Genomic DNA, 23898 nt, shown 5'->3' with positions numbered 1-23898 from the left:
GAAGGCTTTTTTGTTGTGGAATATTTGTAATTTTAATGAATGATGAAAAATTTAAAAAAAATAGTAGCACTTTTAACTGTGTCTTTGTTTTTACTCAGCTTTTCCAATTGTGGCGGGGCAAAAACAGACGATTCAAAAATGTCTTTTGAACAAAATCCTCCTTTTAAAATTTCCGAAGCATACTACCAAAATTGGGTTGCAGGCGTAAAGGACGGCGGCTCAGGCACCAATATACATATTAACTTCAGCAATATTCAGCAAGATGTTGTGGTGCAAAATATCTACTTTAGAAACCATAAACTAGAGGCAAAAGGCAATGTAAACGAACCAAATCAATTTGTAGGCTATCTTAAAAATGAGGCTCAACGCGATGTTGTGATGGATTCTGACCCGATGAAGGAAGCGCAAAATACACTGTCCAAAAAAAATCCTTTTCAATTGGAGGATAGTGAAGCTGTGGTGGAATATTGGTTCGGCGGAAAAAAGAATTATTACAAAATTTCCGATCTTACACAAAAGGAGATGATTCCCTATCCGCAGGCGAATCCAAACCAACATGAATAGTTATGCAGACTATCAATCTGGAAGAAAAGTTTTCAACCTTTAAAAAACATTGGCACCCGCACCAAATAGCCGTTGTGGACAATATGCAAGTGCTTTTGGCGAAGTTGAAGGACGAATTTGTATGGCACAAGCACGAAGAAGAAGATGAGTTGTTTTTTGTGCAAAAGGGCACTTTGGAAATGCACTTCCGCGATAAAGTTGAAATCGTTTCCGAAGGTGAACTGATCGTGGTTCCAAAAGGTGTGGAACATTGCCCAAAAACGCAGAATGGCGAAGAGGTACACGTGCTTCTTTTTGAAAAACTTTCCACAAAACACACTGGGAATGTAACTTCGGAAAAAACCTTTTCCGAATATCCTAAAATCTAAAAACCACAAATACACGAATTATTAGCCCTAATAATTCGTGTATTCGTGGTAGAAAAATATGAAAATACTTCACTTAGACAAAAACCATCCGCTTCTGCTGGAAAAACTTTCCGAAGCAGGATTTATAAATGATGAAAACTACAAAACTTCAAAACCTGAAGTAGAGGAAATTATTTCCAATTACGAAGGAATCGTGATACGAAGCCGTTTCAACATTGACAAACAATTTCTCGATGCAGCCAAAAACCTGAAATTTATTGCCCGAGTGGGCGCCGGTCTGGAAAGCATCGATACCGAATATGCCGAAAAACTGGGGATTAAATTAATCGCCGCGCCCGAAGGCAATAGAAACGCCGTGGGCGAACATGCGCTCGGGATGCTTCTTTCGCTATTCAACAACCTAAATAAAGCCGACAGCGAAGTTAAAAATGGCCTTTGGAACCGTGAAGCCAACCGCGGGATAGAACTGGACGGAAAAACCGTTGGAATCATCGGTTACGGCAATATGGGCAAAGCGTTCGCAAAAAAACTTCGCGGCTTTGATTGCGAAGTGCTCTGTTTCGACATAAAAGAAAATGTGGGCGATGAAAACGCAAAACAGGTTTCATTGCAGAAACTTCAACAGAACGCAGATGTTTTGAGCCTCCACACCCCGTGGACGCCGTTGACGGACAAAATGATAAATTCAGGTTTTATCAATTCGTTTTCAAAACCGTTTTGGCTCATAAATACCGCTCGCGGTAAAAGTGTGGTCACGGCCGATTTGGTTTCGGCATTAAAAGCTGGAAAAATCCTCGGCGCGGGATTGGATGTTTTGGAATTTGAAAAACTATCTTTTGAAACGCTTTTCGATTCTGATAATCTTCCTAATTCCTTAAAAGAATTGTTCGCGATGGACAATGTAATTTTAAGTCCGCACATTGCCGGCTGGACGGTGGAAAGCAAAGAAAAGTTGGCAACGGTTATTGCGGAAAAAATAATTGATAATTTCAAAAAATAATATAAATGAGAAAAAGAGTCACGGGCATTGGCGGCATATTTTTTAAGACCAAAAATCCCGATAAAACTAAGGAATGGTATAAAAACCATTTGGGACTGAACACCGATAATTACGGCTGTACTTTTTGGTGGCAGGACGAAAACGGCAACAAATGCTCAACGCAATGGAGCCCATTTAATGCAGACACCAACTACTTTTCGCCAAGCGAAAAAGAATTTATGGTTAACTACCGGGTGGAAAACTTGGAAGAATTACTGAAAGTTTTAAAAGAAGAAGGTGTAACAATTGTGGGCGAAATGCAGACCTATGATTACGGAAAATTCGGCTGGATACTTGATCCCGATGGAAATAAAATTGAACTTTGGGAACCTGTTGATAGTGCATTTCTATAATTTTTTATACATTTAAAACACGTTAAAAATCAACTAATTAATATTATGGAAGAACAACAAAACCAAGGGTATGACAGTACCCAACAGCAATCACGAAATACCGCTAACGAAAGCTGGAATCAACCTTCACCTCAATACAATCAAGAAAACAAGAAAGTTTTGGCGGGGATACTTGGTATCGTTTTAGGGGGATTTGGAATTCATAAATTTATTTTGGGATACACTCAGGAAGGCATTATTCAAATAATAATTACGGTTGTTACTTGTGGAATAGGCAGTATCATCGGTTTAATAGAAGGAATTATTTACCTCACAAAAAGTGATGAGGAATTTCACCAAACCTATCAGGTAGGTAAAAAAGGATGGTTTTAAAAAAAATAGGCCTTTGGAATTTTTTTCAAAGGCCTTTTAGTCGTATCACATTAAAGGAAAGATAAATGAGCAACTACGGCGCAATCCCCAATTTAATTTATAGCGATGCCGATGCTGCGGTTTCTTTTTTGAAAAAAGCGTTTGGATTTAAGGAGCATGGGGTTTATAAAGACGATAAAGGCAAAATATTTCACGCACAGCTAATATTGGGCAAGGCTTTGGTAATGATAAATCCATTCAATCCCGACACCGCATTTGGTAAAATGCTGAACCTTCCCAAAAATCTTAAAGGCTACAATACCCAAACGCCTTATTTTATAATCGAGAATGTTGATGAACATTATCAAAAAGCAAAAGCGAATGGTGCCCAAATAGTGATGGACATTAAGGATGAAGACTATGGCGGCCGCGGTTACAGCTGCAAAGATCCCGAAGGAAATATTTGGGGCTTTGGAAGCTATAACGCTTTTTCAGAAAAGTAAAATTTTAAAAAATAAAGCTATGAGAATCACCCTTTCCGTAATTGCCGCAATGTTGCTTTGTATAGGTTGCAAAAATCCAAAAAATGAAGAAATTTCTTCAGAAAATGTGGAAGTTACGACCAAGGAGTTATGCTTCAGAAATGAATATTCTTTCCCAGACAGCGCCGAAAATATCGACGTGCTAAACCTTGACCTGCAAATAAAGGGCGATTCGGTAACGGGCAATTACAATTGGCTGCCTGCATTAAAAGACCAGCGTAATGGAACATTGGAGGGGACAATTCAAAATAAAACCATTAACGCAACGTACCGATACCTGCAAGAAGGTATGGAAGATACAGCCCAAATAACAATCGTGCTTAAAGACGATAAGGCAATTGTAACGGGAGACAATCCCGAATCAGGATTAGATACGGAGGTTGCAAAAATTGATTGTAACTCTAATTAAGGGTTCATGTGATTGTAGAAGATTTTGAATTTTCCTTGGAGCCCGGCCAGCTAATTCTCCTGCTTAAGTACTGCTACAATTTGGGGCACATCTTTCTTTTCAAAGAAATAAATGGTTTTTACCAAATATTTTAAAACCCAGCTTTTTTGATGGATTAATTTGTCGGCAAGCGTTGCAATTATAGTATCACGGGTTTTTAGTTCTTCGTTTTTGTTGTGCGAAAAATGATACTGGTTGGCGAAAAGCCATGCGCCGTCCCGTGCTACATTTATACTGAAACTAACCAGCTTGTCCTCACGACCTTTTCCAAACCTATCCAACAAACCGAACAAGGGCGATACCGAAATAATCTTGGCTTCCACATCTGCGATCATTGAACCGAGAATAGCATTTATTTTATTGAAATCGTTCTCAAAATCCATCAACTCGCCATCATCGCCCACGGTTTCTGCAACGGCAATTCCCAAATCCAGATTGATATGCGCATTGATGCCCAACAGCAGATGCTGCATAATCAACAAATTTCCCTTTTTTGCAGCTTCAAAGGCTTTTTTCCAACTTTTAGTAAAAGGTTTATTATTGCCTAAACATTCGTAAGCCTCAATATATCTGTTCGCGAAGAGCACGTCCAGCTTTTCCATGCGCGGGTTGTTTTCGAATTCATTGTTGAGAATCCCCTCTTTGATGCGAACGGTAACTTTTCTGTAAAGTATGGGGAAATAGGCCATACAGGAACTATTGGCACATTCCAATTCGATAATGTTGTCCAATCGCGCTATAACCTCATCAATAGTTTTTGCAGCCATATCGAACAAATTTTATAATGGATTAATCAGGATTTACTTTTTCGTTTGAAGTTTCCGTATCGGCACCATCGCCATTTTTATCTGAATATTTCTTTTCAAGCTCTGCCTGAAATTCCTCCATCACAGGCTTTACCGTACTTTCGGGCAAGTCTGCTATTCGGATGTACATCAAACCGTCCACCGCATTGTTGAAAAGGGGATCTACGTTAAAGGCCACAACCTTTGCATTCTGTTTGATATATTTTTTGATAAGTACCGGCAACCTGAGGCTTCCCGGCTCCACTTCGTCAATTATTTTATCGAATTTATTGAGGTCGGCCTCGCTTTCGTCAAATATGAAATCCTTGTCAGCATCTTTCAGTTTTACCTTGTATTCCTTCTTTGGGTTGATGTATTGCGCCACATACGGATCGTAATAATTCGATTTCATAAACTCTATCATCAAACTTTTTGAGAATTCCGAAAACTTGTTGCTGATGCTCACACCGCCAATTAAATAACGGTGTTCGGGATAGCGCAGGGTAGTGTGGACAATTCCTTTCCAAAGAAGAAAAAGCGGCATGGGTCGCTGTTGGTATTCCTTTATGATGAAAGCACGGCCCATCTCGATGGATTTGCTCATCATTTCATACAGTTCGGGCTCGAAACGAAACAGATCCTGCAGATAAAAACCATTGATCCCAAAGCGCGGAAAAATCTCCGAACCGAGCCCCATCCGGTAAGCTCCGGCCATTTTCTGGGCATCGTTGTCCCACAAAAACATATGGTGGTAGTAGCTGTCAAACTTATCGAGATCGGTGCTGTTATTAGTACCCTCGCCAACTTCGCGGAAGGTGATTTCACGTAGCCTTCCTATTTCTTGAAGTATATAGGGAATGGTATTGGCACGCGCCAAAAAAACCTCATAATTTTTGCTGATAAGGAGACGTTTGTCGTCCTGCCGAAGCTTTTCTATTTCTGCTTCCATCGCTTTTAGCGGAATGGGTCCGGCAATTTTCTTCGGCGGTTTCGGGAATTTCAAGGTCTTCGGAATGTTGTCCAATAACTTTTTCTTTTGAAATGCATTGGAAAGCATATATGTCTTCTTCCGAAGAAATTCGGTAAACACAGGCAGTGCCTCGTGTTCTTTTTGGTCTTCCATAGAAATAGCGTTCCCAATCCTAACTTTTATCAGGCGCTCTTTCTGCGTGAGCAGTTCCGAAGGCAATTTGGCAGTGCGCAGGGTGTCGCTCATTTTGGCCAAATGATAGAAAAGCTTGCTGTTCTTAGCGTGAAAATAGATAGGCACCACGGGTATTTCGGCTTTTTTTACCAATTTCATCGCGGCTTCTTCCCAAGGCTTGTCAACCAATAATTTTCCGTCTCTGTACGTTGAAACTTCCCCTGCGGGGAAAATTCCCAAGGGGTGGCCTTCCTGCAAATGTTTCAGCGCAGATTTAAAACCGATAATACTCGATTTTACATCCTTTCTCTCCTCAAAAGGATTTACGGGCATTACATAGGGTTTCAGTGGTTCAATACGATGCAAGAGAAAATTGGCAACAATTTTGAAATCGGGACGATGCTCCAGCAGTAATTTTAAAAGAAGAATTCCGTCAATTCCGCCCAATGGGTGGTTTGAAATAGTTATAAAAGCTCCTGTTTTTGGTATTCTTCGCAGGTCTTCCTCCGGAATTTCAAACTTGATTTCAAACTCCTCAATAAGTGCATTGATAAAATCGAGATCTTTTAAATGCTTTTTTTTGTCGTAAATTTTGTTGAGGGTGGTAATGTTTAAAACCTTCATCAATGACCAGCCCATAAAAGTGCCCAGAAAGCCAAATTTATCGACGTTTATTGCTTTTGCAACTTCCTTAGCATTGACTAATCCCATGAAATATTTTGGTTGTTTGTGTTCAACAAATATAACGAATGCAAACGATACTATTCCTTAATAACCAACTGCACCGTCTCCTTACTTTCCTGCTTTAAAAGCACGTTTTTATTTTCTGCAAGTGTCTTTACCTCAGCAGGGTTAAAATGGCGGATGGTGTAAAGCGTCACGTTTTCGTTCCATTTTACGCTGAACTTTTCGCGAAGCTTTGCTAGCAATTCCTCCAAATTGTTGAATTTGTCGTTCACACACACCGAAAAACTGATGGCTGAGTTTTGGATCATTTCAACTTTCATTTTATACTTATGAAGCCATTTAAAAACGTCGCCAATATTGTCTTCCATCATAAATGAAAAGTCCAATGACGACAGTGAAATGAGCACCAAACCCTTTTTCAAAATAAAACACGAAGTCTGCGGATCGAGCGTAACGCCCTTGCCCACGCAGGTTCCGGGAGCGGTTGGGTTTAAAAATGATTTCACAAAAAGTGGAATTTCCTTGCGCTGCAATGGCTGCAGCGTTTTTGGGTGTATTACCGAAGCACCGTAAAATGCAAGTTCAATCGCCTCGCGGTAGCTTATGTGGTTCAACAATTGGGTTTGGGTAAAATAGCGCGGATCGGCATTCAATACCCCGGGAACGTCTTTCCAAATGGTAACATTTTCGGCATTTAGGCAGTATGCAAAAATTGCCGCCGTGTAATCACTGCCTTCGCGACCGAGCGTGGTGGTAAAATTATTGCTGTCCTCGGCGCCCAAAAAACCTTGGGTTACGGTTATTCCTTTGGGGCTGACTTTATCTGAAATTTTCTTTTGCGTCTTTTCCCAAGCCACGTTTGCATCGCGATAGTTGGCATCGGTCTTTATGCACTGTCGCACATCCAGCCAGGTATTTTTGATTCCGTTTTCGGAAAAATATGCTGAAACTATTTTTGAAGAAATAATTTCGCCGAAGGAAACAACTTGGTCATAAACAAAAGCATGGTTTTTGGATTTATTGGTTTCCAAAAAACGCTTCAGTTCTTTAAAGGTCTTGTCCAATTCAGCAAAGGCAGGATGCGAGGTAGCCGAAAATAGACCCGTGAGAATTTTATAGTGAAAATCATATACGGAATGCAAGGCGTTTTTTACGTCGCCCGTTTCAGAAAAGTATGCCTGGACCACCTCTTCCAAGGCATTGGTGGTTTTTCCCATCGCGGAAATAATTATTACCAGATCTTTTTCCCCCGTTTGCGCAATAACGGAAACTACATTTTTAACGCTTTCGGCATCTTTTGTGGACGCTCCGCCAAATTTGAATATTTTCATAGGCATTTCATAAATAAAAAGCTTACCACGAATACACGAATGTTATTATAAAAATTTATTCGTGTATTCGTGGTCAAATTTATTTTACATTTGATTTTTCAATATAATTTTTTAGTCCCTTTTCGTCCATATGTACTACGCGCCAAGTCTTTAAAATATCGGCACCGCTGCGCTCATAAAAACGAATTGCGCCCTTGTTCCAATCCAAAACATCCCAAGCCACGCGCTTTAGACCGCGGTCATAGGCAAACTGCATGACTTCTTTGTAAAGCGCTTCGCCAATGCCTTTGCCCCGTTCGGATTCCTGTACGATTAAATCTTCCAAATGGAGGGTGCGCCCTTTCCAGGTTGAAAAACGAAAATATATCAAAGCTGCGCCAACAATTCCATTTTCCGATTCTGCAACAAAGCACGTAAACAGTGGATTTTTACCAAAACCTTCGCGCTCCAAATCTGCCACTGAAATTTCAACCGCATCGGGTTCTTTTTCAAAAACGGCAAGCTCTTTTATGAGTTCCAAAACTTGCGGCATATCTTCTTTAACGGCTTCTCTAATTTTCATAATCGTTTCAATTTCAACTTCACCTTCGATTTCGATTTCGATTTCGATTTCAGTTTGGTTTTCCCTGCGCAAATATCGGTTCAATTTCTTAAAAATCCCGATATTTGCGTGAAATTCAGGAACCCCTACAATCCCATGGCAAAAATAAATCAATCCCTCGGCGAGTTTATAATTGAAAACCAAAGCGAGTTCAAATACTCTTCAGGCGAACTTTCGCGATTAATCAATTCCATCCGTCTGGCGGCAAAAGTGGTAAACCACAAAGTTAACAAAGCCGGATTGGTCGATATTTTGGGAACCGCGGGAAACAGCAATATACAGGGCGAGGATCAACAAAAGTTGGATGTTTTTGCAAATGAAGTTTTTATAAATACGCTCACTAATCGTGAAATTGTTTGCGGAATTGCCAGCGAGGAAGAGGACGATTTTATCACCATAAAAGGCCGAAACGAAAAGAACGACAATAAATATGTGGTGTTGATGGATCCGTTAGATGGTTCTTCAAACATAGACGTGAATGTTTCCGTAGGAACTATTTTTTCTATTTTCAGAAGAATTACACCTTCGGGAACTCCCGTAACCATTGAGGATTTTCTTCAACCCGGCATAAATCAAGTAGCTGCTGGGTATATAGTTTACGGCACTTCCACAATGATTGTTTACACCACGGGCCACGGCGTTAATGGTTTTACTTTGAATCCTGCTATTGGCACCTACTATCTTTCGCACCCTAATATGAAATTTCCAGAAAATGGAAAAATTTATTCGGTAAACGAAGGCAATTACGTACACTTTCCGCAGGGCGTGAAAGATTACATTAAATACTGCCAGAAAGAGGAGGATGACCGTCCGTACACCTCGCGATATATAGGTTCTTTGGTTTCCGATTTTCACCGGAATATGATAAAGGGAGGAATCTATATTTATCCTAACACTTCAAAAGACCCGAACGGAAAACTTAGGCTGCTGTATGAGTGCAACCCTATGGCAATGATTGCAGAACAGGCCGGTGGAAAGGCCAGTAACGGTTTTGAGAGAATACTCGAAATTAAACCCACCACCTTGCACCAGCGAGTTCCTTTTTTCTGCGGAAGTACAAAAATGGTCGAAAAGGCGGAGGAATTTATGAAAGCCACTTAACTTCAGAGGAGAATTTCCAAAAATGTAAATAACAAAAAAGCTCCATTTGTGGAGCTTTTTTTTGTGTTTGAGAAATAGTTCCCTTTCGGGAGTTAGGACTCTTATTTTCTATTCAGCAGATATCGATAATCTTCAAAGCTTAATCCTCCACTATAGATTGCAATCGATCTTTTTATTAAATCCTGTGCAATCTCTGCGGTAAAGCCAAGCCCGATGGCGTATTTCTCAATCAAGAAACGCTCGTGGTCATCAATCTCGTGATCGGCAAAAATAATTTGAAACAAATCGTGCATACGTTCCAATCGTCTTTCGGAAGAGTTTGGCGGATTTATCGGATATTTCCCCGGATTCTTTAAAACGGCAGTATATTCATCTTCATCAATATCCAATTTGCGCGCAAAACGCTTCAACATTTTTTCCTCTTCTGGGTTCAATTCCCCATCTATGGACGCCATATTTGCTATAGAAGCAAAGTGCCCCAAATTTCGGGTATGTTCCCCGCTTTCGAATAAATCTGTAAATGACATAATTTGGTTTGTTTAAGCTACAAATATAAAACTTGTTAACGACAATTGCGAGCAATGGGAAGCAATCTGCCCAAGTTTTTTCAATAATTTTTAAAGGCCATTCACCCTAAACTTTTCTTAATTGGAAAGAAAAATCAGCCCAAAACCTTATTTTTAAACTGCTATTGAAAAGAAATAAATGAAGCAACCACTACTGGTCTTTAACGAGAAGGGCATTTACTGCCAAAAAGCCGATGTTTATATCGATGCTTGGCGGCCCGTAGATAAGTGCATCGTTACCCACGGCCACGCCGATCACAGCCGGTGGGGACATAAACAATACATTACACACACCAATAATGTTCCCATAATTAAACATCGTTTGGGCGAAATTTCAGTAACAGGCAAAGCTTGGAACGAGACATTTACTATAAATGGAGTGAAATTTTCACTGCATCCCGCGGGTCATATTATTGCTTCTTCTCAAGTTCGCGTGGAATATAAAGGGGAAGTCTGGGTTTTTACGGGTGATTTCAAAACCGAAGATGATGGCTTAGCTGAGGTTTACGAACCCGTAAAATGCCACACGTTTATTACGGAGTGTACTTTCGGTTTACCAGCATTTAAATGGGAGCCGCAAACGGAAGTTTTTAAGGATATAAACGAATGGTGGGCAACCAACAAGAGTGAAGGCAGAACCTCAATTCTTTTCGGTTACAGCTTGGGGAAAGCACAGCGTTTGCTGAAACATTTGGACACTTCCATCGGAAAAATATACACCCACGGCGCCGTTGAAAATATGACGGAAGTAGTTAGGGAAAATTATAAACTACCCAAAACTACTTTAATAACGCGCGATACTTCCAAAGAAGAAATAAAGGGAAATATAATCGTCGCCCCACCGAGCGCCCACGGCAGTACGTGGATTAGACGTTTTGTGCCGTACGTTACCGCTTCCGCCAGCGGCTGGATGACCTTTCGTGGCGCGCGAAGAAGACGCGCAATTGACCGCGGCTTCGTTTTGAGCGACCACGCCGATTGGGAAGGTTTGCTTTCGGCAATTGATGCCACGGGCTGCGAAAAGGTAATCGCAACGCACGGTTATACGGATATTTTTGCGAAATATTTAAGGGAAGAATTAGGCTACGACGCAAGAACAGAAAAAACGCAATACGAAGAAGAAAGCGCTGAAGTTGATAAAAAAATTGAAAACGAGGATTAAGCTGTGAAAGATTTTGCCCAACTCATAAAAAAGCTCGATAGCACCAACAAAACCAATGAAAAGGTTGCTGCGCTTACTCAGTATTTTCAAAATGCGAATGATGCGGATAAACTTTGGACCATCGCAATTCTTTCACATCGAAGACCAAAACGTCCCGTAAATACTACACTTCTTCGGCTTTGGGCAACTGAAATCAGCGGGATTCCGCTGTGGCTTTTTGAGGAAAGTTATCACATTGTTGGCGATTTGGCGGAAACTATTGCTTTGATTTTGCCAACTTCCGAAGAGCATTCCGAAAAATCACTTTCAGAATTTGTTTCAGAAATTATTGAACTCCGAACCCTTCCCGAAGAGGAAAAAAAGAAATATTTGCACGACAATTGGTTGGCGCTTAATTATTTTGAACGCTTCGTTTTCAATAAAATATTGACCGGGAGTTTTAGGATTGGCGTAAGCCAAAAACTGATGACCCGTGCACTTTCAAAAGCTACGGGAATAGATGAAGATATTTTGGCGTACAAATTAATGGGCGATTGGACGCCCGAAAAAACAACCTATAAAAAGCTAATTCTCGAGCAAAACGATGAAGATTATCTCAGCAAACCGTATCCGTTTTATTTGGCGTATGCGGTGGAGGATAATTTTCAGGAGGATTTGGGGCCCATTTCAGATTGGAGCTTTGAGCATAAATGGGACGGCATCCGCAGTCAAGTAATTATCAGAAACGATGAGGTTTTTGTGTGGTCGCGCGGTGAAGAATTGGTAACCGATAAATATCCGGAATTTCAAAATTTTCTAAAGGAAATTCCCAACGGAACTGTGATTGATGGGGAAATTTTGCCTTTCGGCGAGGGCGAAATTCAAAATTTTAATACGCTTCAAACCCGCATTGGACGAAAGAATATTTCAAAAGCACTGCTAAAGAAAACGCCCGTGATTTTGAATGCCTATGATTTGTTGGAATGGCAGGGCGAGGATATTCGGCAAGAACCATTTTCGGAACGGAGAAAAATTTTGGACGGATTGATTCAAAAGATAAATTCCGAAGAAATAGGAATCTATCTGAGCGAAACAATGAATTTTGAAACTTGGGAAGCCGCCGCCGCAGAGCGCGATCTTTCCCGGGAAAAACGCAGCGAAGGCTTGATGTTAAAGAGAAAGGATTCGCCTTATTTAGTGGGCAGAAAAAAAGGCGATTGGTGGAAATGGAAGATAGATCCCTTCACAATCGACGCAGTATTAACTTACGCCATGCGCGGCCACGGAAGACGCGCCAATCTCTATACGGATTACACGTTTGCGCTTTGGGACGAGGGCGAATTGGTAACTTTTGCCAAAGCCTATTCCGGACTGACGGATGCAGAATTTCGGCAGGTTGACGCATGGATAAAACGGAATACTTTGGAGCGTTTCGGTCCCGTACGCAGTGTAACGCCTCAGCACGTTTTTGAAATTGCCTTTGAGGGAATTGCCGAGAGCAGCCGACACAAAAGTGGGATTGCCACACGTTTTCCACGGATTCTTCGTTGGAGAAAAGATAAGCCGATTGCCGAAGCAAATACACTTGATGATTTAAAAGCGCTAATCCCAAAATGAAACAATCCGAACTCATTTCCATCGCCGAGGATTGGTTTCAATCAAAAAATTGGAAGTCATTTCCCTTCCAACAAAAAACGTGGAAAGCCTTCCTCAACGGTAAGCACGGTCTGTTGAATGCCCCAACCGGAAGCGGAAAAACCTATGCCCTTTGGGTACCGATTGTGCTTCAATATTTAAAGGAAAACCCCGATTATAAAACGAAACATAAAAAAGGATTAAAGGCAATTTGGATTACACCTTTGCGAGCACTTTCCGTAGAAATTCAGCAAGCGGCACAACGTTTTGCGGACGATTTGGGAACGGGTTTGACCGTTGGGATCCGTACGGGCGATACTTCGCAGAGCGAGCGCGCAAAACAGAAACGCCAAATGCCCGATTTGTTGATTACAACGCCCGAAAGTCTAATGCTTTTATTGGCTTCAAAGGGTTACGATAAAACGTTCAAAACGTTGACCGCAATTGTGGTTGACGAATGGCACGAACTTTTGGGAAGTAAACGCGGCGTGCAAATGGAACTTGCCCTTTCACGTTTAAAAACAGTTTCAAAAGAGTTGCGGATTTGGGGAATTTCCGCAACAATTGGCAATTTGGAGGAAGCGCAGGATGTACTTTTGGGAATGGATTCTGAATTCAGAAAAAATGCAGTCTTAATTAAATCCAATCAAAAGTCAAAAGTCGAAGTCCGTTCCATCATTCCGAAGAAAATGGAAACCTTCCCGTGGCGTGGGCATTTGGGGCTGCATCTTTTGGAAGAAATCGTTCCCATCATAAAAGCCAGCAAAACCACGCTTATTTTCACAAATACCCGCGGGCAGTGCGAAATCTGGTTTCAGAAAATATTGGAAAAACATCCCGAATTCGCGGGCGAGATTGCGATGCACCACGGCAGCATTGGAAAAGAAACACGGCTTTGGGTGGAACAGGCCATCCGCAACGAATCTCTGACGGCGGTAGTTGCAACTTCAAGTCTGGATTTGGGAGTAGATTTTGCGCCTGTGGAAACCATAATCCAAATCGGCGGACCGAAAGGTATTGCGAAATTTCTGCAACGCGCTGGCCGAAGCAATCACCGTCCGGGGGAGCCTTCGGTGATTTATTTTTTGCCCACGCACGCGTTGGAATTGTTGGAAGCTTCAGCTTTAAAACGGGCCGCTTCCGAAGAAGTTGTTGAGGACCGCATTCCGTATTTGCTCAGTTTTGACGTGCTTATTCAATATTTGGTTACGCTTGCGGTTGGCAACGGATTTTTTCCAAAGGAAATTTTCCCCGAAATAAAAAGCACCTTTTGTTTTCAGGGAATTACGGAAGAACAGTGGCAGTGGTGCCTCAATTTTATTACGTTGGGAAGCCAAAGTTTGCAGGCCTACGACGAATACAAAAAAGTGGAAGTCACGCCCGAAGGCCTTTTTAAGGTGGAAAGTAGGCAAATCGCGATGATGCACCGGCTGAGCATCGGCACCATTGTGAGCGACAGTATGATGCTCGTGAAATACGTTTCGGGCGGATTTATTGGTACGATTGAGGAATGGTTTATCAGCAAAATGAAACCCGGCGACACCTTTGTTTTCGCGGGTCGAACTTTGGAATTGGTCCGCATTCGGCAAATGATGGCGCAGGTTCGGAAGTCCTCTAAAAAGACTGCAAAGGTTGTCAGTTTTATGGGCGGGCGGTTGCCGCTTTCTTCACAAATGAGTAAAATTCTGCGGGAAGAATTGCAAAGTGAAGCCGACCACAAACGAAACACTCCGGAATTAAAGGCGCTGAGCCATATTTTTGACAGGCAGGAACGCGAAAGTATCGTCCCGGGCGAAAATGAATTTTTGATTGAAACCTTTAAAACCCGCGAGGGCTATCACGCACTTTTTTATCCGTTTGAGGGGCGATTTGTACACGAGGCAATGAGCAGTTTGCTGGCGTACCGCATCAGTTTATTGTCGCCGATAACCTTTTCTTTGGCGTACAACGATTACGGTTTTGAACTGTTGAGCGACCAATATTTGGACATCCAAACCGTGATTGACAACAATCTTTTTTCTTCGGAATATATTTTTGACGACCTTCAAAAAAGTTTGAATGCTACGGAATTGGCACGTCGAAAATTTCGTGATATTGCAGTTATCAGCGGCATGGTTTTTCAGGGCTACCCGAATAAAGTGATTAAAACGAAACATTTGCAGAGCAATAGCCAATTGCTTTTCGATGTATTTCGCGATTATGAGCCCGACAATCTTTTGTATCTTCAAGCCTATCGGGAAACCTTTGAGCATCAATTGGAGGAAGGCCGGTTGCGGTTGGCTTTGGAGCGCATTAATTCACAAAAAATAATCTGGAAACAATGCGAAAAACCCACGCCTTTCAGTTTCCCAATCATCACGGACAGGCTTCGCGAAAAGCTTTCTTCGGAAAAATTGGCGGATCGGATTAAAAAAATGACTTTGCAATTGGAAAAATGATTCAAAATATTTCAATTAAAAATAACGACTTCAAATTACACCCCAGCGGCGCAATCTATTGGGAGGACAAGAAAATGCTGTTAATCGCCGATGTACATTTGGGAAAAGTGGCACATTTCAGAAAACACGGCGCGCCCGTTCCGGCAAATGCAGCGTACAAAAATCTTGAAAAACTTACAGAGATAAGCAACCATTTTCAACCTGAAACTATCTGCTTTTTGGGCGATCTTTTCCACAGTAAATTGAACGAGGAATGGCAGGATTTTGAAAAGTGGACGGAATACACAAAGGCGGAAATAATCCTGATTTCGGGCAACCACGATATTATTCCACAATATTTATACGAAGAATTGGGAATTAAGGTTTTTGACGAATTGTTGCTCGACGATTTTTTGTTGACCCACCATCCCACCGAGATTAAAGGTGCCTTCAACCTTTGCGGCCACGTGCATCCGGGGATAAAAATGAAGGGCGTGGGCAGGCAGTATTTGCGGTTTGCTTGTTTTTATAAAACCCTTAACAGCCTTATTTTGCCCGCTTTTGGTAACTTTACGGGAAAGCACATTTTAAAACCTTCGGAAATGGATACCGTTTTCGCAATTGTGGATGGGGAGGTGATTTGTGTTTCGAAGAAATAAATGTCAGGTCGAGCGCAGTTGAGACCTATGCTTACAACTAAAGCTATGGGTTTTCGACTGCGCTCGAACGGCTTCTGCAATAAGATATTATGAAAAAAACACTACAAATAGCAAACATCATCGTTTTCGTGACAATGGTTTTCGTCAATTATTTGTCAAACACGGGTGCGATAAATAATACCACCATCGGCGATGTTTCCGATGCTTCCAAAAATCTTTTTACGCCTGCTGGATACGCCTTCTCCATTTGGGGTTTGATTTATCTGCTACTGTTGGGTTTCATAATCTACCAAAGCCGAAGCCTCTTCACCAAAGTGCGCGATGATGACTTCATTTTAAAAACAGGATGGTGGTTTGTGCTCTCCTGCTTCGCCAATATAATGTGGATAACGTTTTGGCTTTACGGATTTATGGAATATTCCATCCTCGCCATTTTCGTGCTGCTCTTTTCCCTATTAAAAATCGTGATGAATAACCGGATGGAGCTTTGGGATGCGCCAATCTCTGTCATTGCCTTCCTTTGGTGGCCCTTCGTGTTTTACAGCGGGTGGGTTACTGTGGCAAGCATCGCCAATGTTGCGGCCTATTTAACGAGTATTGAGTGGGATGCTTGGGGTTACAGTGAAGTTTCGTGGGCGGTAACGATGATTATCATTGCAGGAATAATAAATTTGGTAGTAACGTGGCGACGAAATATGCGCGAATTTGCATTGGTGGGAGCATGGGCTTTGGCAGCGATTGCTGTTGCTAATTGGGAAGTAAGCCAAACAGTTGCATATGCCGCCATTGCTGTTGCAGCAATTTTATTTGTCAGCAGTGGCTATCATGCATTTAAAAATCGCGATACAAGTCCAGTAAATAAATGCAAGGAATATTTAAACAGATAATTTCGTTTTTCGTAATTCCGAAATCGTATTTCGTTATACCATTCCTTTTATGTCATTCCCCCAAGTAGGGTACGCAAAAATCATTGCCTTAATATTCTCAGTAGTTAGTTTTCCACACATGGCGAGTACGAATAGATTGATCATTTCTCCAGCTTCGGAAGCGATTATATGCGCGCCCAAAACAATATTTCGTTTTTTGTCCACGATCGTTTTATAGGCGTAAACGTCGTCATTAATACGTTTAGCATTGAACCACTTCGGGACGCTTTTATATTCTACTACAAAATCATAACCTTTTTCCTTTGCCTCTTCCTCAGTTAAACCGATGGAAGCAAGCTGCGGAATGGTAAAGACCACAGAAGGTACTGGCGGAAAATCCATTTTTGTGTGGTTTCCATTTCTGATATTCAACGAAACTATCCGCGCTTCCTGAGATGAAGTTGGCGTTAATGGTAAAGCCCCACTTGCCGAAACATCGCCACAGGCATAGACAGATTTATTAGTTGTATTCTGAAGAAATTCGTTCACAGAAATCCCCCTTTTTTCAAACGCGACATTTCCCTTTTCCAAATCCAGGTCGTCGATGGATGGCACGCGGCCGGCGGTATTGAAAACCATTCGGGCGACAACGGATTCGGTTTTACCATTCTTTTCATAAGAAACGCGAAAGTTTTTCTGAAGTTTTTCCACTTCGGAAACCTTTGCGTTGAAAATAAATTTAATCCCGATTTCTTCCGAAGCTTTTGTGAGGTGCGAAACAATATCGGACTCAAAAGGCCCGAGCGGACGATCCCCAAACTCAATTACCGTAACTTTTGCGCCGCAGCGGGCGGCAATGTGGGCAAACTCCATCCCAATATAACCCGCGCCAACAAACACGATGCTTTCGGGCAGTTCTTCCAATTCCAAAAAATCGTCGCTCACTTTTAAATGTTCCCTTCCGGGAATTTTCAGTTCCATCGGTTTTTGCCCGGTAGCGATTACAATTTTCTTCGCTTTCACCGTTTTTCCCTCTACCGAAAGTGTGTTTTCATCCAAAAATTTCGGCGATTGGTGAAACATTTCAATTCCGGCTTCCTTCAATTTTTTTTCGGTGGAGGCGGGCACAGCATCGGTAAAAGTTGATTTAAATTTTTGAAGATGTTTCCAACTTATTTTTGGAACGGAAATAATTCCATTCCCTTTTAAATTTTCTGAAAGCTGCACCGCTTCGGTAACACCCACCAAAACTTTTTTCGGGTCGCAGCCTCTATTTGGGCAGGTTCCGCCAAATTCTCGGTTATCCGCAATCGCCACTTTCATTCCTTTTTCAGCACACTCAAACGCCACAGTTTTTCCGGCGGTTCCGGTTCCTATTACAAAAACATCGTATTCTTTTATTGCCATAAACCGAAAATAGAGAAACGCCCAAGTTATTTGTGTTAGCAAAATGATAAAGTTGAATTTTGCAGTTTGAAAAATAATAAAGCGTACTATCTTTGCCGTCCCGATGAGCAAAACACTCGTTACTTCGCTATATTCACGGTCTTCGCAAACACGAAAACTGCGGGATTCTATTGCTTCATCCGAAAATAAAATTCAAGTTTCTGGCCTCGTTGGCTCATCGCTTTCACTTGTAATTGCTGAAACTTTTTCTACTTCGGAATTGCCTTTTCTTTTAATTTTTAATGATAAAGAAGAAGCTGCCTATCATTTAAACGATCTCGAAAATCTTTTGGGCGACCAAAATGTGCTTTTCTATCCTGGAAGTTATCGGCGTCCCTATCAAATTGAAGAGACTGATAACGCCAATGTTTTGTTGCGAAGCGAGGTTTTAAACCGAATAAATTCCAGAAAAAAACCGGCGTTGATTGTTACCTATCCCGAAGCACTTTTTGAGAAAGTGGTTACTCGAAAGGAATTAGAGCGAAACACCCTGAAAATTGCAGTAAACGACCAACTTTCCATCGATTTTGTAAACGAGGTTTTATTTGAGTACCGCTTCAAACGCACCGATTTTGTTACCGAACCGGGCGAATTTTCAGTACGTGGGGGGATTTTGGACGTGTTCAGTTTCAGCAATGATGAGCCTTACCGGATTGAATTTTTTGGCGATGAAGTGGACAGCATCCGAACTTTTGATGTGGAAACGCAACTTTCGTTGGAACAGGTGAAAAAAGTTTCCATTATCCCGAATGTTGATGCTTCGACTGCGCTCAGCATGAAAATGAGTTTTCTGAAATATATTGCTTCAAAAACAGTGGTTTTTCTTAAAAACGAAGAACTTTTCAGCAGCGCAATTGACAATCTTTTTAAAAAAGCTACGGAAGCTTTTGACGCAATCAACTCAGAAATAAAACGTGCAGAACCTTCAGAATTGTTCTGTACTTCGGAATTATTGAAAGCACAACTATCCGAATTTACAACGGTCCATTTAAAAAATAACAAAACTCCCCTCCCCTCGGGAGGGGCAGGGGGTGGGCTTTCGATTTCATTCAATACCAAACCCCAGCCGTCATTCAACAAACAATTCAATTTACTGATTGAAAACTTGAATGACAATTCCGAAAAAGGCTATAAAAACTATATTTTCTGCAGCAGCGAGCAGCAGGCAAAACGATTCCACGATATTTTTGAAGATGCCCAGCAAAATGTTGAGCAGTTTGAAACCGTTGTATTTCCACTCTTTCAGGGGTTTATTGATGACGATTTAAAAATTGTTTGCTACACCGATCATCAAATTTTTGAACGATACCACAAATTTCAACTGAAAAACGGTTACGCCAAAAAGCAGGCAATTACATTAAAGGAAATCACCAATCTGGAAGTGGGCGATTACGTAACGCATATTGACCACGGCATTGGGAAATTCGGCGGCTTGCAGAAAATTGAAGTGGAAGGGAAAATGCAGGAAGCCATCAAACTTTTTTACGGCGAACGCGATATTTTGTACCTCAGCATCCATTCGCTGCACAAGATTTCAAAATATAACGGCAAGGATGGAAAAGAGCCCAAAATCTACAAATTGGGCAGCGATGCGTGGAAAAAACTGAAGCAAAAAACCAAAACCCGCGTAAAGGAAATTGCCTTTAATTTAATTGAATTATACGCCAAACGCCGCACGCTGAAAGGTTTCGCCTTCGACCCGGACAGTTATTTGCAGGCTGAATTGGAGTCTTCCTTTATTTACGAAGATACGCCGGACCAAAGTACGGCCACGGAAGAGGTAAAAAAAGATATGGAAAACGAGCGCCCGATGGACCGTTTGGTTTGTGGCGACGTAGGCTTCGGAAAAACGGAAGTCGCAATCCGTGCGGCTTTCAAAGCGGTTGACAATGGCAAACAAGTGGCAGTTTTGGTGCCGACGACTATTTTGGCATTTCAGCATTTTAAAACATTTTCCGAACGACTTTCGGAAATGCCCGTAAAAGTTGATTATCTCAACCGATTCCGAACCGCAAAAGAGCGAAAAACGGTTTTGGAGGAATTGAAAAATGGCAAGCTCGATATCGTTATTGGTACACACCAATTGGTTAACAAGTCCGTAGAATTTAAGGATTTGGGTCTTTTGATTATTGATGAGGAACAGAAATTTGGCGTAGCGGTAAAGGACAAGCTCAAAACTATCAAAGAAAATGTGGACACGCTCACATTAACCGCGACGCCCATTCCGCGTACGTTGCAGTTCAGTTTGATGGCCGCGCGCGACCTTTCAGTAATAACCACTCCGCCGCCCAACCGTTATCCTGTGGAAACACACGTGATTCGTTTTGGGGAGGAAAGCATTCGCGATGCGGTGCGTTATGAAATTTCGCGCGGCGGACAAGTTTTCTTTGTTCACAATAGAATAGAAAATATAAAAGAAGTCGCCGGAATGCTCCAACGTTTGGTGCCCGATGCGAAAATAGGTATTGGTCACGGGCAAATGGACGGAAAGAAATTGGAGGATTTAATGCTTCGATTTATGAACAATGAATTCGACGTTCTCGTTTCCACAACCATCATTGAAAGTGGACTGGACGTTCCAAATGCAAATACAATATTTATTAATAATGCCAATAATTTCGGGCTTTCAGACCTCCACCAAATGCGCGGTCGCGTGGGCCGGAGCAACAAAAAAGCGTTCTGTTATTTCATCACGCCGGAATATTCTGCGATGACGGATGAAGCCCGAAAAAGGATCACTGCTTTGGAACAATTTTCAGAATTGGGAAGCGGGATTAATATTGCGATGAAAGATTTGGAAATTCGTGGTGCCGGCGATTTGCTGGGCGGCGAACAGAGTGGATTTATAAATGAAATTGGGTTTGAGACCTATCAAAAAATTCTTGCGGAAGCGATTGAAGAATTGAAAGAAAAGGAATTCAAAAATCTTTACGAAGAAACCGAGGGCCCAAAGAAAAATTTCGTAAAAGAAATGACCATCGACACCGATTTTGAATTGCTGTTTCCTGACGATTACGTAAACAATATTACCGAAAGGCTCAATCTGTACACCAAACTGAACGAGCTGAAAAATGAAGCCGAACTTCAGAAATTTGAAAAGGAATTGCTGGATCGTTTTGGGGAAATGCCAAAAGAAGCGGAAGATTTGCTGAACAGCGTTCGCATAAAATGGATTGCCATTTCCATGGGTCTTGAACGCCTTGTGATGAAACAGAAAAAAATGGTGGGTTATTTTGTGGCAGACCAGCAAAGTGCTTTTTACCAAAGTGCCGCTTTTACCAAAGTGCTGCAATACGTACAAACCCATCCCCAAAAAGTAACGATGAAGGAAAAACAAACCCGTAACGGCTTGCGGTTGTTGCTTACTTTTGAAGGTATTTCTTCCGTAGATAAAGCACTTAGAGCTTTGGAGCCCTTTAGCGAATAACCCCTTTAAAATCAACGAATGTCGGGTAAATGTCGGGTGAAATTCACTTGAAAATATTGCACTATCTTTACTGTCATCGTACTATTGCTTCATCAATTCAGAAAAAATGAAACAACCAGAACTCGGTCGGAAAATTTTAGAACTCCGAAAGCAAAAAGGCTTAACACAGGAAGAACTTGTGGAGCAGTGCAACATTAACGTGCGGACCATTCAACGTATTGAAGCTGGCGAAGTAACGCCCCGAAGTTTTACGTTGAAAACAATTTTGAATGCCTTGGGCGAAGATTTGGAAAACTTGCAAGAATCCGAAACTTCCCCTTTTGAAAATTTCAATTTAAAAGAGATTGGCTTTTCTGTTTTTTACATAAAACTGGCTTGGATTTGCGGTATCATTTATTTCCTTTCCGGTTTCGTGGAATTTGCCGTGGACTATGCCCGATTTCAGGAAGATGAATTGATAATTCCAAAAGCCGCATATATCAGTATGAAATTTATTGTAATGCTTGCCTATATTTATTTCCTATGGGGTTTTGTTTTGAGCGGCAAAATTTTCAATAATTATTTGTTGAAAATAGGTGCTTTCTTTTTAATTGGTACAACCATTTTATTTTACGGGTACGATATGGCTTCACTCTACTTTGAACCATTTTACACTGAATATGTTATAACAATACAATCCATTTTCTGTGGGATTGGCGGTATTATTTTTGGTTTGGCAGTGATGCGATTGGAAAATCCCTTTGGTAAGATCCCAGGAATAGCCGGTGGTTTTGAAGTTGTGAGCGGAATCCTATTTGTTATAGTTTTTATGGGATGGCTGGGGCTTGCCTTTTTGATTCCCGCTATGATTTTGCAGATAATTTTGCTCTATAAAATTGAGGAGTTTTTGAAAAGTGAAGGCACGAAAGAAATAACATGATTTAGACTTTTGAAGGGATTTCTTCGGCGGATAAAGCGCATTAACTTTAACAAAGTTTAAAACTTTGTCAAAGTTGGGTTTGAATCAGGATTAAAAATGATAAAAGGCATTTTCAAAATGCTCCAGCTTTTCTACTTTTTGGTTTTTTAGAATAGCAATTATATCAAACCGTACTTCCGCATTCAGCTCGTTTGAAATGATATATTCATTGGCGGCCTTTACCAAAAGCTTGATTTTTGAAGGGGTTACAAAACTCTGCGGATCGCCGAAAAAATCGCTATTACGGGTTTTCACCTCAACGATGACAACCGTGCCTTCTTCCTTTTGGGCGATGATGTCTATTTCGGCTTTATCAAAATAAAAGTTTCGGCGCAGGATTTTATAACCGTTGCGAAGCAAATATTGCGCGGCTATTTCTTCACCTATTTTTCCGAGTTCGTTGTGCGTTGCCATTAGATTAAAGTACCAAATTTCAAGCACCAAATTCCAAAAGCCTTTTGGAATTTGGGATTTATTTTTTTTGGAATTTCTTAAAATTTCAAGACCACTTTATTTGTTTCAATTTCTAATTCCACCTTTCTGCCAAAAATTAAAGCCCGATTATCTTTAATATGCCCAGCGGGAAAATTTGCAATTACAGGATAATTGTATTCTTTTACCAAATCAACTATTATTTCCTCTGCTGTTTTTCCAAAGTACACTTTATTGTCTTTCATCTCCGTCATTCCGCCAATGATAAGAGCTTTCAGGTTTTTCAAATAACCGTTTCGCTTTAAATTCATCATCATTCTATCAACGTGATAAAGCATTTCGTCCAAATCTTCAATAAAAAGAATTTTGCCATCGGTTTTCATTTCCGAAGTACTTCCACAAAGCGAATACAAAACCGAGAGGTTGCCGCCAATTAATTCTCCTTTCAAAATTCCGAGCGGAGCGACGGAATCTGTCCGTTTCATTTCAATACTATATGCTTCCCCGAACAAAACTGTCCGAATGGATTCCCTGGCTTCCTCTGTTTTATTTTCAATCTCCAAACACATCTGCGCGTGCAATGTTTCAATCCCAAAATTATGAATGTGCGAATGCAAAACCGTAACATCACTATACCCAACAATCCATTTCGGACTTTTTTTGAATGCTGAAAAATCCAGTTTATCAATAATCCGTACCGTTCCATAACCGCCGCGAGCGCACCAAATTGCTTTTATTTTTGGATTGTCCAGCATTTCTTGAAAATCTGCTGCACGCAAAGTATCGCTTCCCGCAAATTGGTTTTCCTCGGCGCCGATGGTTTTCCCCAAAACGGCTTTTAAACCCCACCTTTCCAGTAATTGGATTGCAGGTTTCAATTCTTCTTTTGAAATTTTCCGAGCCGTGGAAACAATGCCAACCGTATCGCCCTTTTGTAGTCTTTTTGGTGTAATCATGAATCTATTTAAAACCACAAATTACTACATTTATGTGTACTTTTGTGCCTGCCTGCCCATTTTGGCAGGTTTTCAAAAAAA

At 41.2% G+C, this 23898-nt stretch carries 23 protein-coding genes; 15 read left to right on the top strand and 8 right to left on the bottom strand.

From position 1 onward, the window contains the following. Positions 1-39: 39 nt before the first annotated feature. The 7 genes from LS48_RS04225 to LS48_RS04195 all read left to right on the top strand — a co-directional run bounded on the left by LS48_RS04225 (position 40) and on the right by LS48_RS04195 (position 3626). On the top strand, positions 40-564 hold the full coding sequence (locus LS48_RS04225; RefSeq protein ID WP_131807693.1) for a hypothetical protein: 525 nt from the start codon (positions 40-42) through the stop codon (positions 562-564). A 2-nt stretch (positions 565-566) separates the two neighbouring features. Continuing rightward, positions 567-932, top strand: a complete 366-nt coding sequence (locus LS48_RS04220; RefSeq protein WP_062620267.1) for a cupin domain-containing protein — start codon at positions 567-569, stop codon at positions 930-932. Between the two features lie 58 nt (positions 933-990). Continuing rightward, positions 991-1932 carry a 2-hydroxyacid dehydrogenase gene (locus LS48_RS04215; RefSeq protein WP_062620265.1) on the top strand — a complete coding sequence of 314 codons (942 nt, stop codon included), beginning with the start codon at positions 991-993 and terminating at the stop codon, positions 1930-1932. Positions 1933-1937: 5 nt separating this feature from the next. Continuing rightward, positions 1938-2324, top strand: coding sequence for a VOC family protein (locus LS48_RS04210; RefSeq protein ID WP_062620262.1), 387 nt, complete (start codon positions 1938-1940; stop codon positions 2322-2324). Positions 2325-2369: 45 nt separating this feature from the next. Continuing rightward, on the top strand, positions 2370-2696 hold the full coding sequence (locus tag LS48_RS04205; RefSeq protein WP_062620260.1) for a TM2 domain-containing protein: 327 nt from the start codon (positions 2370-2372) through the stop codon (positions 2694-2696). A gap of 65 nt (positions 2697-2761) precedes the next feature. After that, the gene (locus LS48_RS04200; RefSeq protein WP_062620258.1) at positions 2762-3178 is read left to right on the top strand and encodes a VOC family protein; all 417 of its coding nucleotides are present in this window, start codon (positions 2762-2764) and stop codon (positions 3176-3178) included. Positions 3179-3197: 19 nt separating this feature from the next. Beyond that, positions 3198-3626, top strand: a complete 429-nt coding sequence (locus LS48_RS04195) for a hypothetical protein (RefSeq protein ID WP_131807692.1) — start codon at positions 3198-3200, stop codon at positions 3624-3626. 50 nt (positions 3627-3676) lie between these two features. Here the strand turns inward: LS48_RS04195 and LS48_RS04190 are convergent, their stop codons facing one another. From LS48_RS04190 to LS48_RS04175, 4 genes are all read right to left on the bottom strand, one after another. After that, on the bottom strand, positions 3677-4432 hold the full coding sequence (locus LS48_RS04190) for a DUF5995 family protein (RefSeq protein WP_062620254.1): 756 nt from the start codon (positions 4430-4432) through the stop codon (positions 3677-3679). Between the two features lie 22 nt (positions 4433-4454). Then, positions 4455-6305, bottom strand: coding sequence for a GNAT family N-acyltransferase (locus tag LS48_RS04185; protein WP_062620251.1), 1851 nt, complete (start codon positions 6303-6305; stop codon positions 4455-4457). A gap of 50 nt (positions 6306-6355) precedes the next feature. After that, positions 6356-7612 (bottom strand): aspartate kinase, encoded by a 1257-nt coding sequence (locus LS48_RS04180; protein ID WP_062620249.1) that lies wholly within the window; start codon positions 7610-7612, stop codon positions 6356-6358. Positions 7613-7691: 79 nt separating this feature from the next. Further along, positions 7692-8174, bottom strand: a complete 483-nt coding sequence (locus LS48_RS04175; RefSeq protein WP_062620689.1) for a GNAT family N-acetyltransferase — start codon at positions 8172-8174, stop codon at positions 7692-7694. A 135-nt stretch (positions 8175-8309) separates the two neighbouring features. Between LS48_RS04175 and fbp the strand changes: the two genes are divergently transcribed. After that, entirely contained in the window at positions 8310-9314 is a 1005-nt protein-coding gene (fbp, locus tag LS48_RS04170) for a class 1 fructose-bisphosphatase (protein ID WP_062620246.1), read from the top strand. 101 nt (positions 9315-9415) lie between these two features. On the opposite strand, the gene LS48_RS04165 is transcribed toward fbp, so the two are convergent. Then, the gene (locus LS48_RS04165) at positions 9416-9841 is read right to left on the bottom strand and encodes a tellurite resistance TerB family protein (protein WP_062620244.1); all 426 of its coding nucleotides are present in this window, start codon (positions 9839-9841) and stop codon (positions 9416-9418) included. Between the two features lie 178 nt (positions 9842-10019). On the opposite strand from LS48_RS04165, the gene LS48_RS04160 reads away from it, so the two are divergent. The 5 genes from LS48_RS04160 (at position 10020) to LS48_RS04140 (ending at position 16619) form a co-directional block, all read left to right on the top strand. Next, positions 10020-11042, top strand: a complete 1023-nt coding sequence (locus tag LS48_RS04160) for a ligase-associated DNA damage response exonuclease (protein WP_062620241.1) — start codon at positions 10020-10022, stop codon at positions 11040-11042. Between the two features lie 3 nt (positions 11043-11045). Further along, entirely contained in the window at positions 11046-12638 is a 1593-nt protein-coding gene (locus LS48_RS04155) for an ATP-dependent DNA ligase (RefSeq protein ID WP_062620238.1), read from the top strand. After that, positions 12635-15094: a ligase-associated DNA damage response DEXH box helicase gene (locus LS48_RS04150; RefSeq protein WP_062620236.1), complete on the top strand. Its 2460-nt coding sequence runs from the start codon at positions 12635-12637 to the stop codon at positions 15092-15094. The genes LS48_RS04155 and LS48_RS04150 overlap by 4 nt, the downstream gene beginning before the upstream one ends. After that, positions 15091-15732, top strand: coding sequence for a ligase-associated DNA damage response endonuclease PdeM (gene pdeM, locus LS48_RS04145; protein WP_062620234.1), 642 nt, complete (start codon positions 15091-15093; stop codon positions 15730-15732). Before LS48_RS04150 ends, pdeM begins: the two co-directional genes overlap by 4 nt. Positions 15733-15821: 89 nt before the next feature. Next, positions 15822-16619, top strand: a complete 798-nt coding sequence (locus LS48_RS04140; protein WP_062620232.1) for a TspO-related membrane protein — start codon at positions 15822-15824, stop codon at positions 16617-16619. A 33-nt stretch (positions 16620-16652) separates the two neighbouring features. Here LS48_RS04140 and LS48_RS04135 read toward each other — a convergent pair whose 3' ends face one another. After that, positions 16653-18047, bottom strand: a complete 1395-nt coding sequence (locus LS48_RS04135) for a dihydrolipoyl dehydrogenase family protein (protein ID WP_317038832.1) — start codon at positions 18045-18047, stop codon at positions 16653-16655. Between the two features lie 61 nt (positions 18048-18108). Here LS48_RS04135 and mfd point away from each other — a divergent pair, with 61 nt between their 5' ends. Then, positions 18109-21471: a transcription-repair coupling factor gene (gene mfd, locus LS48_RS04130; protein ID WP_062620229.1), complete on the top strand. Its 3363-nt coding sequence runs from the start codon at positions 18109-18111 to the stop codon at positions 21469-21471. 106 nt (positions 21472-21577) lie between these two features. Next, entirely contained in the window at positions 21578-22390 is an 813-nt protein-coding gene (locus tag LS48_RS04125) for a helix-turn-helix domain-containing protein (protein ID WP_062620227.1), read from the top strand. Between the two features lie 90 nt (positions 22391-22480). On the opposite strand, the gene LS48_RS04120 is transcribed toward LS48_RS04125, so the two are convergent. Beyond that, positions 22481-22843, bottom strand: coding sequence for a YraN family protein (locus tag LS48_RS04120; RefSeq protein ID WP_062620224.1), 363 nt, complete (start codon positions 22841-22843; stop codon positions 22481-22483). 77 nt (positions 22844-22920) lie between these two features. Further along, a complete protein-coding gene (locus LS48_RS04115; protein WP_062620222.1) occupies positions 22921-23817 on the bottom strand; it encodes a S66 peptidase family protein in 897 nt (298 codons plus the stop codon). Positions 23818-23898 lie beyond the last annotated feature (81 nt).

Source organism: Aequorivita aquimaris (assembly GCF_001573155.1).
In the GTDB taxonomy this organism is placed as follows: Bacteria; Bacteroidota; Bacteroidia; order Flavobacteriales; family Flavobacteriaceae; genus Aequorivita; species Aequorivita aquimaris.
Note: the sequence above shows the minus strand (reverse complement) of the source record. Positions and strands in the feature narration are given on the sequence as shown.